The 14666-nt window shown below is 75.9% G+C and carries 12 protein-coding genes; 9 read left to right on the top strand and 3 right to left on the bottom strand.

Annotation, left to right across the window (positions count from 1 at the left end; all coding sequences use genetic code 11):
• On the bottom strand, positions 1–856 hold an 856-nt coding region (locus EDJALFJO_RS04895; RefSeq protein WP_143448297.1), incomplete at its 3' end, for a GGDEF domain-containing protein.
• Between the two features lie 279 nt (positions 857–1135).
• Here EDJALFJO_RS04895 and EDJALFJO_RS04890 point away from each other — a divergent pair.
• The 3 genes from EDJALFJO_RS04890 to trxA all read left to right on the top strand — a co-directional run bounded on the left by EDJALFJO_RS04890 (position 1136) and on the right by trxA (position 4507).
• Positions 1136–1462: an MTH1187 family thiamine-binding protein gene (locus tag EDJALFJO_RS04890; RefSeq protein ID WP_088282791.1), complete on the top strand. Its 327-nt coding sequence runs from the start codon at positions 1136–1138 to the stop codon at positions 1460–1462.
• Positions 1459–3375: a hypothetical protein gene (locus EDJALFJO_RS04885; RefSeq protein WP_088282789.1), complete on the top strand. Its 1917-nt coding sequence runs from the start codon at positions 1459–1461 to the stop codon at positions 3373–3375. The genes EDJALFJO_RS04890 and EDJALFJO_RS04885 overlap by 4 nt, the downstream gene beginning before the upstream one ends.
• A 178-nt stretch (positions 3376–3553) precedes the next feature.
• The gene (gene trxA / locus EDJALFJO_RS04880; protein ID WP_198950010.1) at positions 3554–4507 is read left to right on the top strand and encodes a thioredoxin; all 954 of its coding nucleotides are present in this window, start codon (positions 3554–3556) and stop codon (positions 4505–4507) included.
• Between the two features lie 30 nt (positions 4508–4537).
• Here trxA and EDJALFJO_RS33240 read toward each other — a convergent pair whose 3' ends face one another.
• Positions 4538–4705, bottom strand: a complete 168-nt coding sequence (locus tag EDJALFJO_RS33240) for a hypothetical protein (RefSeq protein WP_198950009.1) — start codon at positions 4703–4705, stop codon at positions 4538–4540.
• Between the two features lie 198 nt (positions 4706–4903).
• On the opposite strand from EDJALFJO_RS33240, the gene manA reads away from it, so the two are divergent.
• Positions 4904–6223: a mannose-6-phosphate isomerase, class I gene (gene manA, locus EDJALFJO_RS04875; protein ID WP_198950008.1), complete on the top strand. Its 1320-nt coding sequence runs from the start codon at positions 4904–4906 to the stop codon at positions 6221–6223.
• A gap of 203 nt (positions 6224–6426) precedes the next feature.
• Here the strand turns inward: manA and EDJALFJO_RS04870 are convergent, their stop codons facing one another.
• Complete coding sequence (locus EDJALFJO_RS04870) at positions 6427–7659, bottom strand: response regulator (RefSeq protein WP_088282785.1); 1233 nt, start codon at positions 7657–7659, stop codon at positions 6427–6429.
• Between the two features lie 142 nt (positions 7660–7801).
• Here EDJALFJO_RS04870 and EDJALFJO_RS04865 point away from each other — a divergent pair, with 142 nt between their 5' ends.
• The 5 genes from EDJALFJO_RS04865 to EDJALFJO_RS04845 form a co-directional block, all read left to right on the top strand.
• Positions 7802–9448 carry a PAS domain-containing protein gene (locus tag EDJALFJO_RS04865; protein WP_158220289.1) on the top strand — a complete coding sequence of 549 codons (1647 nt, stop codon included), beginning with the start codon at positions 7802–7804 and terminating at the stop codon, positions 9446–9448.
• Complete coding sequence (locus tag EDJALFJO_RS04860) at positions 9445–10692, top strand: HDOD domain-containing protein (protein ID WP_088282781.1); 1248 nt, start codon at positions 9445–9447, stop codon at positions 10690–10692. The genes EDJALFJO_RS04865 and EDJALFJO_RS04860 overlap by 4 nt, the downstream gene beginning before the upstream one ends.
• Positions 10693–10865: 173 nt before the next feature.
• On the top strand, positions 10866–11405 hold the full coding sequence (locus tag EDJALFJO_RS04855) for a hypothetical protein (RefSeq protein WP_088282779.1): 540 nt from the start codon (positions 10866–10868) through the stop codon (positions 11403–11405).
• Between the two features lie 4 nt (positions 11406–11409).
• Positions 11410–13062: an archaeosortase/exosortase family protein gene (locus tag EDJALFJO_RS04850; RefSeq protein WP_088282777.1), complete on the top strand. Its 1653-nt coding sequence runs from the start codon at positions 11410–11412 to the stop codon at positions 13060–13062.
• A partial coding sequence (locus tag EDJALFJO_RS04845; RefSeq protein WP_088282775.1) for a glycosyltransferase family 2 protein occupies positions 13059–14666 on the top strand: 1608 nt, incomplete at its 3' end. The genes EDJALFJO_RS04850 and EDJALFJO_RS04845, both read left to right, overlap by 4 nt.

Here is a 14666-nt window from a genome sequence, read left to right as displayed (position 1 = left end):
CCTCGGTGCGCAGGGCGTCGGCGAGCAGGAAGGCGTCGTCCGGGCCGATCCCGGGCAGGACGACGGCGAAGACGTCGCCGCCGAGGCGGTAGACCCGGTGCGGGTGCCGCTCGTGGAGCAGGGCGGCGACGTCGGCGAGGAACGCGTCGCTGCGGCGGCGGCCGAGGGTCGAGGTGACCGCGTCGAGGCCGCCGACCTGGGCGACGAGGACCGACAGGGACTGCTCGTCCTGCCGGACGGCGGACACGAAGGCCTCGAGGTCGACCGGGAAGGCACGGCGGGACCCGGTGCCGGTGAGGTCGTCCGTGCCGGACAGGTGCACCTCGTCGCGGTGCCGGCGCAGCAGCCTGCGGCCGCCGAGCAGGAGCATGAGGGGGACGGCGCCCAGGGCGCCGAGACCGAAGACCATGAGCAGGCTGCGGCGCAGCGCCGCGGACCGGCTGCGGGCGTCGTCCTCGTCCAGGGTGACCTGGAGCCCGACGACCTCCGACGGGAGCCGGACCGGCACCGTGACGACGAGGACGTCCCGGCCGCGGAGCACCGCGGCCCGCACCGCCGTCGCGTCGCCCGGCGGGGCGTCCACGACGGTGGCGCCCTCGATGCCGCGCTCCGTGGCCAGGTCGGTGACGTCCGCCTCCAGGTCGGCGCGGTCGCCCGGGCCGTCGGCGAGGCGGGCCTCGGCTCCCGCGGCGACGTCGACGACGCGGCTCACGGCCTCCCGCTCCATCGCCCGGACCGTGAGCCGGTCGGCGAGGACGGACTGCAGGCCGGCCGTCACGAGCCCGGTCAGGAGCACTGCGAGGACGAGCCGGGTCGCGAAGGACCCTGCCCGTCGTGCCCATGCCGCGTGACGCATCCGGCCCTCCATGGCGATGCTCGTCGCGGACCGTCCTGGTCCGCGGCTCGCGGGCCGTCGTGGCCCGCTCGGTGCGTGAGCCGTCCTGGCTCACGCGAGACCTGTCGGCGGTCGTGACGGTTGTATGAGGGTCCACCTGGGTGGCGCCCAAACACTCACGCAACGTCGAGCACGCGCTCACGTGGTGTCGACGGTGGGCGTCGCGTGGGTCACAGCGGCCGTGCTCCTGCCGCAGCGCGCCGAGATGTGGGTCATGAGCGCTCGGTTACTGTCGTGACCATGCTCGTCGCTTTCTCCGTGGCCCCCTCGGGCGTCGGCGACTCGGTCAGCGAGGCCGTCGCCGATGCCGTCCGCGTCGTCCGCGAGAGCGGCCTGCCGCACCGCACCGACTCGATGTTCACGACGATCGAGGGTGACTGGGACGCGTGCATGGACGTCGTCCGGCGGGCCGTCGAGGCATGCCAGGCGCACGGCGACCGGGTCTCGCTCGTCCTCAAGGCCGACATCCGGGCCGGGCGCACCGGGGAGATGCAGGCCAAGCTCGACCGGCTGGAGGCCGCGATCGAGCGGCACGAGCCGCCCGCCGAGCGGCAGGAGACCGCATGACGGCCGGCCGCGGGGTCCTCGTCGCACGGCTCGCGGCAGCGGTCGCGGCCCTCCTCGGGCTCGTCCTGCTCGTCGTCGGGGCGACCCGCGGCGGGTCGGACGGCGCGGGGGACCAGGCCTCGGCCGGCACCACCCGCCTCGACGGCGTCGTCGCCGTGACCACCCGGCCTGACGTCCTCGCCGACGGCGCGAGCCGGGTCCGGCTCGGGGCGTCGGCGACGACCTCCGGGACGACCGTGTTCGTCGGCGTCGCGCGTGCGGACGACGTCGCGGCCTGGGTCGGCGACCTCGCCCGCGTCGACGTGCTCGGCGCCGGCGAGGAGGGCGTCCTCGACATCGCCCGCACGGGCACGACGACGACCGCCCCCGACCCGGCCCGGTCGGACATCTGGGCCGCGACCGCCTCCGGCCAGGGCGCCGCCCGGCTCGACTGGACGCCCGCCCCCGGGCAGTGGCGCGCCGTCGTCGTCGCGGGGACGGCGGCCGGCGGCCTCGAGCGGGTCGACGTGGGCTGGGTCCGCCCGGCCGGCGGGTCGTCCGCCCCGGCGTTCGTCGCGACCGGCCTCGTGCTCCTCGTCGCCGGTGCGGTCGCGCTCCTCGTGCTGCGCCGTCGGGGCGGCCGGCCGGACGACGAGTTCTACGACGACTTCAGCGGCTACGACGACACGGACGACACGGACGACACCGACGACACCGGCGGCACCGACGTCAGGGACGACAGCGACGGCACCGGCACCCCGGCCGGGCCGGGAGCGGGCGGCAGCGCGAGCGCCGGCCACGACCCGGACACGACGACGACGATCCCGCGCGTGCACGGCCGGCGCCGCGCCGGGACGCCGCCGTGGGCCCGCGTCGTCCCGCTCGCGCTCGTCGTGTCGCTCGGCGCGACGGCCTGCAGCAGCGGGTCGTCCGGCGGGTCCGCGGCTCGTCCGGCCGGGTCCGCCACGGCCGCGGGGACGGCGTCCGGCGCGTCCGCCGTGCCGTCCTACCCGGCGGTCCTCGTGCCGCAGGCGGAGAACGTCCTCGACAAGGTCGACGCCGCCCTCGCCGCGGCGAACCGCTCCGGCAGGGTCGCCGACGCGCAGGGCCGGGTCGTCGGGCCGTACGCCCGCCGCCTCGCCGCCGAGCTGAAGGTCCGCGAGAAGGCGGGGACGCCGTCCGCCACGGCCACAGCCACAGCGGCCACAGCCACCGCCGGCGCCACGGCGAGCCCGACGTCGACGGCCGGGATGGCCCGCGACCGGCTCGTCCTCACCCGCCAGGCCGGCTGGCCGCGGTTCTTCGTCGTCGCCGGCTCCGCGCCGGGCCGCCCGACGCCCGTCGTCCGGGTGCTCGTGTCGCCGACCGCCCGTGACCCGTACGGGGTGTGGGCCGAGCCGGTGCTCCTGCCCGGCGCCTCGCTGCCGGGCGTCCCGGCGGCGGCCCAGGGGGCCGAGGTGCTCGCAGCGGGCGCGACCGGGCTCGTCGCGACCCCGGAGCAGGTCGCGAAGGGCTACGCGGACGTCCTCACGAACAGCACGAAGAGCGCCTCGTCGAAGCTCTTCGCCCCCGACGAGTTCCGCCGGCAGGTGTCGTCCCGGGTCGCCGAGGACCGCCGCGGCGTCGCGGCCGTGGGCAGCGTGACGAGCACGCACACGCTCCTGCCGGACGGGCTCCTCGCGTTCAGGTCGGCGGACGGCGGCGCGGTCGTCGTGGCGGCCGTCGAGCAGAAGTACACGGTGACCGTGAAGGCGGGCGCGGGCTCGGTGCGGGTCGACGACCGGCTCGAGGCGCTCGGCGGCCGGCGGTCGTACGCGACGAAGCTCGAGCGCACGTCCGTCGAGGTCGTCGTCCTCACGGTGCCGCCCGCGGGCGGCGGGCTCGTGCGCGTCGTCGCGGCGTCCAAGGACGACGTCGCGGTCTCCGGCTCCTGACCGGGCATCCCGGTCACGGGTCGTACCCGCTCCGTGGCACCATCGTCCCAGCACATCGACGCGGAGCGACGCCGCCGCCGGTCGGACCGGTCCGGCGGCCCGCGTGCACGGACGGCGTTGACGCCGGTAGAGAGGACCCGAGGACCTTATGACCACCCAGCCCGGACCCGGACGGCCCATGTCCCTGCGCGGGGCCGTGGACCTGTCGACGCTCGCGAAGCCGCAGCCCGCGGCCGGTGCCACGGGCGGCGGAGCGACGGGCGGCGGGGCCGCCGCGTCCGGGTACGTCATCGACGTCACGGACGACTCGTTCGTCGCGGACGTCGTCGAGCGCTCCTCGACCGTCCCCGTCATCATCGACTTCTGGGCCGAGTGGTGCGGGCCGTGCAAGCAGCTCTCGCCGATCCTCGAGAAGATCGCCGCGGACCTCGACGGCCGGCTCCTCGTCGCGAAGGTCGACGTCGACGCGAACCGCCAGCTCGCCCAGGCCTTCCAGGTGCAGTCGATCCCGACCGTGTTCGCCGTCCTCAAGGGGCAGCCGGTCGCGCTGTTCCAGGGCGCGCTGCCGGACGCCCAGGTGCGCGAGGTCGTCGCCCAGCTCCTGCAGGCCGCCGAGGCGAACGGCGTCACGGGCCGGATCGAGCTCGCCGCCGGCGACGGCGACGTCGACGTCGACGACGACGACGAGGCCGAGGACGCCGAGCCGGTGGAGGAGCCGCTGCCGCCGCACCACCAGGCCGCGTACGACGCGATCGACGCCGGCAACTACGACGCCGCGATCACGGCCTACGAGGCCGCGCTCAACGAGAGCCCCGCCGACGAGATGGCCCGGGTCGGCCTCGCCCAGGTCAAGCTGCTGGCCCGCACGGCGGACGTCGACCCGCAGGTCGCGCGCGCGGCCGCGGCCGCCGACCCGACCGACGTCCAGGCCCAGATCCTCGTCGCGGACCTCGACCTGCTCGGCGGGCACGTCGACGACGCGTTCTCCCGGCTCGTCGACACCGTGCGCGTGACGGCCGGCGCGGACCGCGACACCGTCCGCGTCCACCTCGTCGAGCTCTTCGACGTCGTCGGCGCCGAGGACCCCCGGGTCGCCCAGGGCCGGCTCGCGCTCGCGAACGCGCTCTTCTGACCGGACCGCTCTGACCGGACCGCCGCGCCGTCAGCGGCCGAGCACCGCCCGGAGCCGGGCGAGCAGGCCGCCCTGCGGCCGGTACCGCGGGCAGCCGTCGCACAGCGAACACTCGCTGCCTGCGCGGTAGTGCTCGTGCGCCGCGCGCGCGTGCCCGCAGCGGCAGACGGCCGCGGCGCGGCCGGCGGGGGTGCTCATGGGGCCAAGCCAACCACGGGTCCGCGGGGTGGCGGACGGCGCCCCAGCGGCGGCAGGGCGCCGTTCCCGTCCGACGTGGTGACGCAAACGGCGTACGCGAGTGCGTTGAGTGACCGAGGATGAGGCATGCGGTCGACAGGATGCAGTGAGGTGCACGTCTCAGGTGCGGCGGGGAACGACGGGGCCGGACCGCGGGTGTTGACGACGTCACCCGACGGAACGACGCAGGAGCGAGCCATCGCCGACGACCTCGTCCTCACCCGGACCGCCGCGGGCACCCGCCCGCGGACCGCGCCGCGGCTCATGCGCAACGCGGTGCAGCGGTACGACTGGGGCTCCCGGACGGCGCTCGCCCGGATCCAGGGCCGGGCGCCGGCGGGTCACACCGAGGCCGAGCTGTGGATCGGCGCCCACCCGCTCGCGCCGTCCGCCCTGCGCGACGTCGACGGGCACGAGACCTGCCTGGCCGACGAGGTCGGTGCCGACCCGCTGCGGACGCTCGGCGCCGCCTGCCTGGCCCGGTTCGGGCCCCGGCTGCCGTTCCTGCTGAAGATCCTCGCGATCGACCGGGCGCTGTCCGTCCAGGTCCACCCGGACGCCGCGCAGGCCGCGGCGGGCTTCGCCGCGGAGGAGGCCGCCCGGCTGCCGGCCGGCCCTGGCCGCCGGTTCGCCGACCCGTACCCCAAGCCGGAGCTGCTCGTCGCGGTGACCCACGTCGAGGCGCTCGCCGGCTGGCGGACCGCACGGGAGGCCGCCCGGCTCGTCGACCTGCTCGACGGCGCGCGGGCCGAGCGGCTGCACGCCGCGGTGACGACCGAGGGCCTGCCGGGCGCGCTCGCGCTCCTCGCCGGCTGGCCCGCCCACGACCGGGCGGCCCTCGTGGCGGACGTCGTCCGCGGCGTCCGGGTCGCGCTCGCGGGCAGCGCCGTCGAGCGGGACGCCGACGCGCTCGCCGCGCTCATGTGGGTGCACCGGCTCGTCGGGCAGCACCCGGGCGACCCCCTCGTGCTCGCCCCGCTGCTGCTCGACGTCGTCCGGCTCGCCCCCGGCGAGGGGCTGTTCGTCCCCGCCGGCGTCCCGCACGCGTACCTGTCCGGCCTCGGCGTCGAGATCATGGGCGCGTCCGACAACGTCGTGCGCGCCGGTCTGACGCCGAAGGCCGTGGACGTCCCGCTCCTGCTCGACCTGCTGGCCCCGGACGCCGCCCCGGTCGTCGCGCACGGCCGGCCCGTCACGGCGCACGAGGTCGTGTGGTCGCCGCCGGCCCGGGAGTTCCGCCTCGGCCGGATCGTCGTCGGCAGCGGGGACGTCGTCACCCCGGCCCCACTGCCCGAGGCGGACGCCGGCCCGCAGATCCTGCTGTGCCTCACCGGCTCGGTGGACGTCCTCGCGGGGACGCACCGCGTGACGATGCGGGCCGGTGAGTCCGTGTTCGTCGGGGCCGACGTGGGCGTCGTCCGGCTCGTCGGCGACGGCGAGGTGTACCGCGCGTGCGTCGGGGAGCACGACGCGGTCTGACCGTCAGCTTCCGTGGGACCCCATGGCCGTTCCTCTCCCCGTGCGGCGCCACCCCCGGCCGTGCCGAGCACGGCGGGTGACGGGGCCCGGACCGGGCCCGCACTCGACGCTAGTCACGGGTGCCGACGGACCGCACCGGCGCGGCGCAGGTCCGTACGACCCCGGACAGGCCGGACGGCCCCGGACGCCGGGGTCGGCCGGGGTCAGCCGTCGACGACGAGCACCTCGAGCGGCTCGACGATGCCGACGGAGCGCTCGAAGTTCTCGATCCGCGTCGCGAGCACCTCGGTGACCTTCTCGCCCTTGCGGACGAGCACGAGCCCGGTCGTCGTGACGATGTCGCAGGCCAGCACCATCCCGGCCCGGACGTTCGCCGCCCGGACCTCCACGAGCCGGCCCTTGGGCTCCAGGCCGTCGGAGGCGAGGAGCACGGCGTCGAGCACCGCCTGCGGGAACCGGCCGGTCCGGCCGAGCGCCCGGACGACGTCGCGCGGGGCGAGCCCCGCCTCGTAACCGGCGAGGAAGCCGGAGACCGCCGCGAAGGCCGCGGCCGCCGTCCCCTCCCGGTCGCGGGCCGGCGGCACCGGCTCCTCGGGCGCCGCGGGGTCGGGCAGCTCGACGAGCTGCGCGCCGACCCAGGCCGCCACGGTCCCCAGGCGGGGGATCCGGGCGAGCAGCCGCTCGGCGAGCGCCGGGTGCGCCCGGTACATGAGGGCGTCGTCCTCGGAGAGCCTGCGGCCGACGACGACGTCGTCGAGCACCGTCGGCGGCACGGCCACGCAGCCGACCTGGCTGAGCATCGCGGCGATCGGCAGCCGCCAGTCGTCCTCGAGGCCGAGCGCGGCGGCGGTCCCCGCGGTGAGCGTCCGCATCCGGTCGGTGCGGGTCGCGGCGGACGGCGTCGCGAGCGACAGCACCTCGGTGAGGACGTCGACGGCCCCGCCGAGGGTCCGCTCGAGCAGCTCGCGCTCGGCCTGGACGAGCTGGTGCTGGCGCAGCGCGGCGTCGAGCGCCCGGGTGAGGTCCGCCGGCTCGCAGGGCTTGGTGAGGAAGCGGAAGAGGTTGGCGTTGTTGACCGCCGAGATCGTCGAGGTGAGGTCGGCCTGCCCGGAGAGGATGAGCATGACCATGTCGGCGTCGAGGGTGCGCACGGCGGCGAGGAACTCCGCCCCGTTCATCCCCGGCATCATCATGTCCGACACGACGACGGCGAACGGGCGGCCCTCGGTCGCAGCCGCACGGACGGCGTCCAGCCCCTCCTCGCCCGAGGTGGCCAGTGTGAGGTCGTACCGGCCGCGCAGCGTCCGCCGCAGCGCGTCGAGGATCCGCTGCTCGTCGTCGACGAGGAGGATGCGCCGTCCCTCGGGCGCGTCCGTGCGCTGGGCGGGCACACCGGCAGCGGCCTGCGCGGCAGGGGTCTGCGGAAGCAGCGTCATGGGTCCTGTCTCGGCCGCCGGGGGCCCGTTCTCAAGGGACCGCGCACGGCGGCGCCCGGACGTCACCCTCGCAGAGGCTCAAGGGGGCTGCGCCGTGGGCCGATCCGGGGATGTGGACCACGCCCAGGACCCTGCCCGAGACGTGCCGGACGACGAGACCGCCCGGCTGGCGCTCGTCGCGCGCCACACCGAGGACGGTGTGGTCATCAGCGGCGCCGACGGCAGGATCGAGTGGGTCAACGAGGCCTTCGAGCGGATGTCCGGCTACAGCCGGGAGGCCGCGGTCGGCCGCCGGCGGGTCGACCTCGTCCGTGGCCCGTTCACCCGCACCGCGGAGTTCGCCCGGCTCGCCAACGAGCTCGCGACGCTGGCGCCCGCGACGGCCGAGTTCGCGACGCGCACCAAGGACGGGCAGCCGTACTGGGTCGCGATGTCCGTCAAGCCCGTCGTCGAGGACGGTCGCGTCGTCGGCTCCATCGGCGTCGAGCGGGACGTCACCTCGCGCCGGCAGGCGGAGGAGCGGGCCCGGCAGACGCTGCGCCGCGCCGAGTCGCTCGCCGTCGCCCTGAGGTACGAGAAGACCCTGCTGACCCGGGTGCTCGGGACCATCCCGCACGTCGTCTGGTGGAAGAACGCGGACCTGCGCTACGTGGGGGCCAACACCGCCTTCCTCACGCTGCGCGGCGTCCGCAGCCAGGCCGAGATCGTGGGCCGGCTCGAGGGCCAGCTCGACACCACGGACGACCTCGGGCCGCAGATCGCCGCCTTGGAGAACCAGGTGGTCGCGACCGGCGAGCCCGTCGTCGACGCGACGGTGACGCTCGTCCCGCCCGGCGGGGAGGTCCGCACGATCCTCGTGAGCGTGCTGCCGAACACCGAGGGCGGCGAGGTCGCGGGGGTCATCGGCATCGGCGCCGACATCAGCCAGGTCACCGAGCTCGAGCGCCAGCTCGCCCAGGCCAGCCGGCTGGAGTCGATCGGCCAGCTCGCGGCGGGCATCGCGCACGAGATCAACACGCCCGTCCAGTACGTCTCCGACAACACCCGCTTCGTCTCGGAGTCGTTCAGCGGCGTCCTCGCCGGGCTCGAGCAGCTCACGGCGCTGACCCAGGAGCCGGACGCCGCTGCGCTGCGCCGCCGGCTCGGGGAGGTCGTGTCGTCCCTCGACCTGGACTTCGTCGCCGAGGAGGTGCCGAGCGCGCTCGCGCAGTCCCTCGAGGGCCTGGAGCGGGTCGCGCAGATCGTCCGGGCGATGAAGGACTTCTCGCACCCGGGCACCGGGCGCGTGCAGACCGACCTCAACCGCGTCGTCGAGACGACGGCGCAGGTCTCGCGCAGCGAGTGGAAGTACCTCGCCGAGCTGACCCTCGAGCTCGACCCCGCGGTCGGGCTCGTGCCGTGCTTCGAGGGTGAGCTCAAGCAGGTCGTCCTCAACATCATCGTCAACGCCGCCCAGGCCATCGACGAGCGGCGCCGGGCCGAGGGCACCGACGCGCTGGGGCACCTCGGGATCTCGACGCGGCGGCTCGGTGACGAGGCGCTCGTCGTCATCAGCGACGACGGCACCGGGATGGACGAGGCCACCGTCCTGCGCGTCTTCGACCCCTTCTTCACGACGAAGGGCGTCGGCAAGGGGACCGGCCAGGGGCTGTCCCTCTCGCACTCGATCGTCGTCGTCAAGCACGGCGGCCGCATCGACATCCGGTCCAAGCCGGGTCACGGCTCGACCTTCACCATCGCGCTGCCCTACGCCGTCGCCGACGACGCCGAGGGCGAGGAGACACCGTGAGCCGCAGCATCCTGTTCGTCGACGACGAGCCCCACCTGCTCGCGGGGCTGCGCCGGATGCTGCGCTTCAAGCGCGGCGAGTGGGAGATGACCTTCGCGTCCGGCGGCGAGGAGGCGCTCGCGGTCATGGCGACCACGCCCGTCGACGTCGTCGTCTCGGACATGCGGATGCCCGGCATGGACGGCGCGCAGCTGCTCGCCGAGGTGCGCCGCCGGTACCCCGCGACGTCCCGGATCATCCTGTCCGGCCACGCCGACCGGGCCTCCATCATCAGCGCGATCGGACCGACGCAGCAGTACCTCTCCAAGCCTTGCGACGTCGAGGTCCTCGTCGCCGCGCTCGAGCGGGTGCTCGGCGTCCGCGACCTCGTGACCGACGACCGGCTCCGCCGCGTCCTGGGGGACGTCGAGACGCTGCCGAAGCCCCCGGTCGTCTACGAGCGGATGCTCGCGATGGCCTCGGACCCGGACTGCAGCCTCGACGACGTCGTCGCGGTCATCGAGGACGACGTGCCGACGAGCGCCGAGGTGCTGCGGCTGGTCAACTCCTCGTTCTTCGGGCTGCCGGCCCGGGTCGAGTCGGTCGCGCGGGCGGTGAGCCTGCTCGGGCTCGAGACGATCCAGGCCCTCGCCGTCGCTGGGGCGGTCTTCGGCTCCGGCGGGGGACCGGCGCGCGGCCTCGACCTGCACGCGCTGAGCCGCCGGGCGCTCCACGTCGCCCAGCTCTCCAAGGCTTTCGCGGTGAGCGACGGCTGGTCCCGGGACGCCGTCCACGACGCGTTCTTCGCCGGGCTCCTCCACGAGGTCGGCATCACGGTGCTCGCCGCGGGGCACCCCGGCCCGTGGCAGGCCGTGTGCGAGCGCGGGCCGCTCGACCCGTGGGAGGCGCACGACGTCCAGGCCGCGGCCTTCGGCTGCGCCGCGACCGAGGCGTCCGCCTACATCCTCGGGCTCTGGGGCTTCGGGGACAGCGTCGTCGCGGCGATCGCCGACCAGCCGGCCCGGCCCGGCGACCTCACCGCGACCCCGGCCGCGCACGTCCTCACGGTCTCCCGGCTCCGCGCCCACGACCCGGCGGTGCCGGTGGTGGCCGACCCCGTGGGCTTCCTCACCGACGAGCGGCTGCAGGCCTGGGACGCCGCGGTCGGCGCCCAGCCGGCCCTCCAGCCGCAGGGCACCCCGGCCCGCGTCCCGGGCCAGGCCGGCGCGCCGGCCGGCGAGACCGCAGCCCCCGCGCACGGGTAGCCCGCAAGACCTGCCCGCAGCACGCCCCGGCGCCCGTCGACCTCACGGTCGGCGGGCGCCGTCGCGTTCCGCCGTCCGGGTGGAGTCCGTCGCTAAGGGTTCATCCGCGGCGTGCCGATCACCTGATCAGCCGCAACCCGTACGGGTGCGGGTGACGACCCGGAAGGACTGCCATGCCCACCGCTGGAACCCACCGCAGGTGGCGACGCGCGACCCAGGCCCTGGTCCTCGTCGCGATCGCCCTCGGCACGCTGCTCCCCGCCGCCCCGGCCATGGCCGCCGCGATGAGGGTCCGCGACGTGACGATCGACTGCGCCGGTGACACCGTCGCCGGCCACGTGACGATGACGTCGGCCGCGACCGGCACCATGACCGCCGAGCTGTACGTGTCGAACACCTCGCGGACGCCGTCGAAGATGACCAAGCTCGGCAGCCAGGTCGTCAAGACCGGTCCGTGGATGAACGAGGTCGCGTACGGCTTCAACCTCACCAAGCTCGGCACCGGCAAGCACTACACCTGGTACCGGGTCAAGGCGACGATCGGCACCTCGAGCCGGTTCTCGGCCGCCGTCGGCGACCCGACGTGCGCCCCGCCCGCCGAGGTGCCCGAGGCCGGCGTCGCCGGTCTGGTCCTGCTCGTCATGGGTGCCGCTGCCGGCGGCGTCCTGTGGTTCCGCTCGCGGGCGTCGCGCTCGCAGATGTCGGCCGCCTGAGCCGATGACGCTCACCGCCCCGACGGCGACGCCCGGAGCACCCGCGGCGGTACCGGCCCACCGGTCGGTCCCGCCGCGGGTGCGGGCGGCGCTCGCCGTGCTCGCCGCCGCCGTCGCCTTCGCGCCGAGCCTGTCCGGGCTCGTCGCGGACCTGCGCTACGGCGCACCGACGGGCGACCTGCTCGCCGTCCCGGTCGTCGCCGCCGTCATGCTCGACGCGACGGTCCGCTCCGGGCGTCGTGTCTGGTCCGGCCGGCTCGGGCACGGTGACCTCGTCGCGGCGGGCGGCCTCGTGGCCGCGGCGTTCGTCCTGCTCCTGATCCCCGTCGGCAGCGCGTCGAACGGCCGCTGGCTGACCCGGCTCGACCTGCTCGCGCACCCCCTCGCCCTCGCCGCCTTCGCGGTGCTCCTGCTCGGCATGCGGGCGCTCGCGGTCGCCGTCGTGCCGCTCGCCTACGGGCTGCTCGTGTGGCCCTGGCCGGTGACGTGGCTCAACGTGCACGCCGTCGCCCCGCTCGCCCGGGCCACGTACGAGGCCTCCGGCCACGCCGCCCAGTGGCTCGGCGCGGCCCGGATGGTCGACGTCGGCGCCGAGAACACCCTGCGCATCGGGACGGGGGAGCGGGCCTTCGAGGTCGTCGTCGCCCCCGCGTGCTCCGGCATCACCGGCATCGCCGCGTACCTCGTCGTCGCCGGTGCGGTGCTCGCGCTCTCGCACGGCCGGCTGCGGGCCCGGCTGGTCTGGCTCGGCTGCGGCGTCGCCGCGGTCTGGGTCGCCAACGTCGTCCGGGTCACCGGGCTCGCCGTCGCCGGCGACCGCTGGGGCGCGCCCGTCGCCCTCGACCTGCTGCACCCGGTGGCCGGCCTGGCCCTCGACGCCGTCGTCGTCGTCGCGCTCGTCGCCTCGATGCAGCGCTTCGGCCTGCGGTGGACGCCCTTCGTCACCGAGCCGCCGCCCTCGCCCCAGACCCCCGCGACCGACCTCGCGCCGCCCTCGGCCCGCTCGCTCGTCGTCCGCGCCGGCCTCGTCGCCGCGCTGTCCGCCACGTTCCTCGTCACCACGCTGCACGTCGCGGGTCCCGCGGACACCGGGCTCGCCGCGGCGCCGCGGCGCACCCTCGTGCTCGCCGACCTCGCCGCGGTCGGCGGCGACGCCGAGTTCCTCGGCCGCGAGGAGTGGTCGAAGGTCTACTTCGGCAGCAGTTCGGTGTGGAACCGGTACCGGGTCAGCACGTCGTCCGGCGGCAGCGTCTGGGTCGACGGGCTCGTCGTCACCGACGGCGACGCCCTGCGGGCCCACGACGTGCTGTCCTGCTACAACTTCCACGGCGCCGAGGTCGCGGCCCAGGAGACGGTCCGGCTCGACGGCCGGGTCACCGCGACGCGCCTCGTCGTCCGGCAGGCCGACGGCGAGCAGTGGCAGACCCTCTGGTGGGAGTGGCCCGTCCTCACCGACGCCGGGCTGCGCCACGAGCGGGTCACCCTCTTCGTCGGCGGGCTGCCCCCGGCCGCCACCCCGGCGGGTGCGCCGGCGGGTGCCGGCGCGCGCGGCGGCGGCGCCCCGGTGCTCGTCGACCCGGCCGTGACCCGGACCCTCGTCGAGACCGCGGAGCGGGTCGTCGAGCGCGCCCTCGGCCGCACGGAGGTGACCCGGTGACGACGTCCGCGGGCCAGGCCGCGGGCACGGTCCGCGGTGCCCGGCGGGTGCCCCGCAGCGGCGAGCCGCCGCGCGCCGAGGGGCTGCCGACGGCGCCGTCGGCCGACGAGCGCTACCTCTACCTCGGCCCGCAGGCCCGGGTCTACCCGCTGGTCCAGGGCGTCATGAGCCTCGCCGTCGGGGTCGCGGTCGTCGTCTTCTTCGGGGCGCACGCGCAGACCGCGGTCTTCGTCGCGCCGGCCGTGCTCACCCTCTTCGCCGGTGCGCTCTCGACGTGGTCGACGTCCGCCCGACGCCGGGTCGAGCTCGACGACCACCGCGCGCTCGTGGCGGCCTGGCGGCCGGCCCGGGTGCCGTCCGTCGACGTCTTCCTGCCGACGGCGGGGGAGCCGGTGGCGCTGCTGCGCAACACGTACGAGCACGTGGCACGGCTGAGCTGGCCCGGTGAGCTCGCCGTCCTCGTGCTCGACGACAGCGGGCGGCCCGAGGTCGAGCGGCTCGCCGGCGAGTTCGGCTTCACGTACCTGTCCCGGCCGGACCGCGGGCGGCTCAAGAAGGCGGGCAACCTCGCCCACGGGTACGCGCACTCGGCGGGGGACCACATCCTCGTGCTCGACGCCGACTTCTGCCCCTCCCCGGACGCGTTGCGCGAGCTCGTCCCGTACCTCGACGACCCGCAGGTCGGCATCGTCCAGAGCCCGCAGTACTTCGACTCCCTCGGCCCGGCGACGTGGCTCGAGCGCGGCGCGGGTGCCGTCCAGGAGCTGTTCTACCGCTGGGTCCAGCCGGCCCGGGACGGCGTCGGCGCGGCGATCTGCGTCGGCACGAACGCCGTCTACCGCCGGGCCGCGCTCGAGGCCGCGGGCGGCTTCGCGCAGATCGGCCACAGCGAGGACGTCCACACCGGGGTCGCCCTGCTGCGCAGCGGTTCCGGCCTGAGGTACGTGCCCGTGCTCGTCGCGCGCGGGCTGTGCCCGGACGGCGTCGCCGGGTTCGTCAGCCAGCAGTACCGCTGGTGCACCGGCTCGATGTCGCTGCTCGCCGACCGCGGCTTCCACAACGCCGGGCTGCCGATGCGGCAACGGGTCTGCTTCTGGACGGGCTTCCTCTACTACATCACCACCGGCGTCAACGTCTTCGCCGGGCTCGCGTCGGCGGTCGTCATGCTCTGGGTGCTCCCCGAGCACGTGTCGCCGCTGCACTACCTCCCGCTCGTCCTCGCGGTCTGGGTCATGTTCGCGCAGTGGCGCCGGGTGTCCTGGGCGCACTACGACCTCAACGTCCTGCGGGTGCGGATGCTCTACAGCGTCGCGCACGCGCTCGCGGTGTGGCACGCCCTCACCGGCCGCACCCAGGAGTGGGTGCCGACCGGTGCCGCGACCCGCGGTGTCCCGCTCGCGCGGTCGATCTGCCGCCTCGCCGCCGGCTGGTTCGTCGTCGCCGAGATCGGTATCTGGTCCGGTGTCGTCCGCGGCCTCGTCGTCGACGGGCCGGGCCGGTTCTGGCTCAGCGCCGTCCTCGGGGTCATCGGGACCGCCGTGCTCGGCCCGGTCGTCGCGCTCGTCTGGCCGGAGACCGGCTGGCCGGTCCCGGTGCCGCCGGCG

The organism is Kineosporia sp. A_224 (assembly GCF_002198655.1).
Lineage (GTDB): Bacteria > Actinomycetota > Actinomycetes > Actinomycetales > Kineosporiaceae > R-H-3.
Note: the sequence above shows the minus strand (reverse complement) of the source record. Positions and strands in the feature narration are given on the sequence as shown.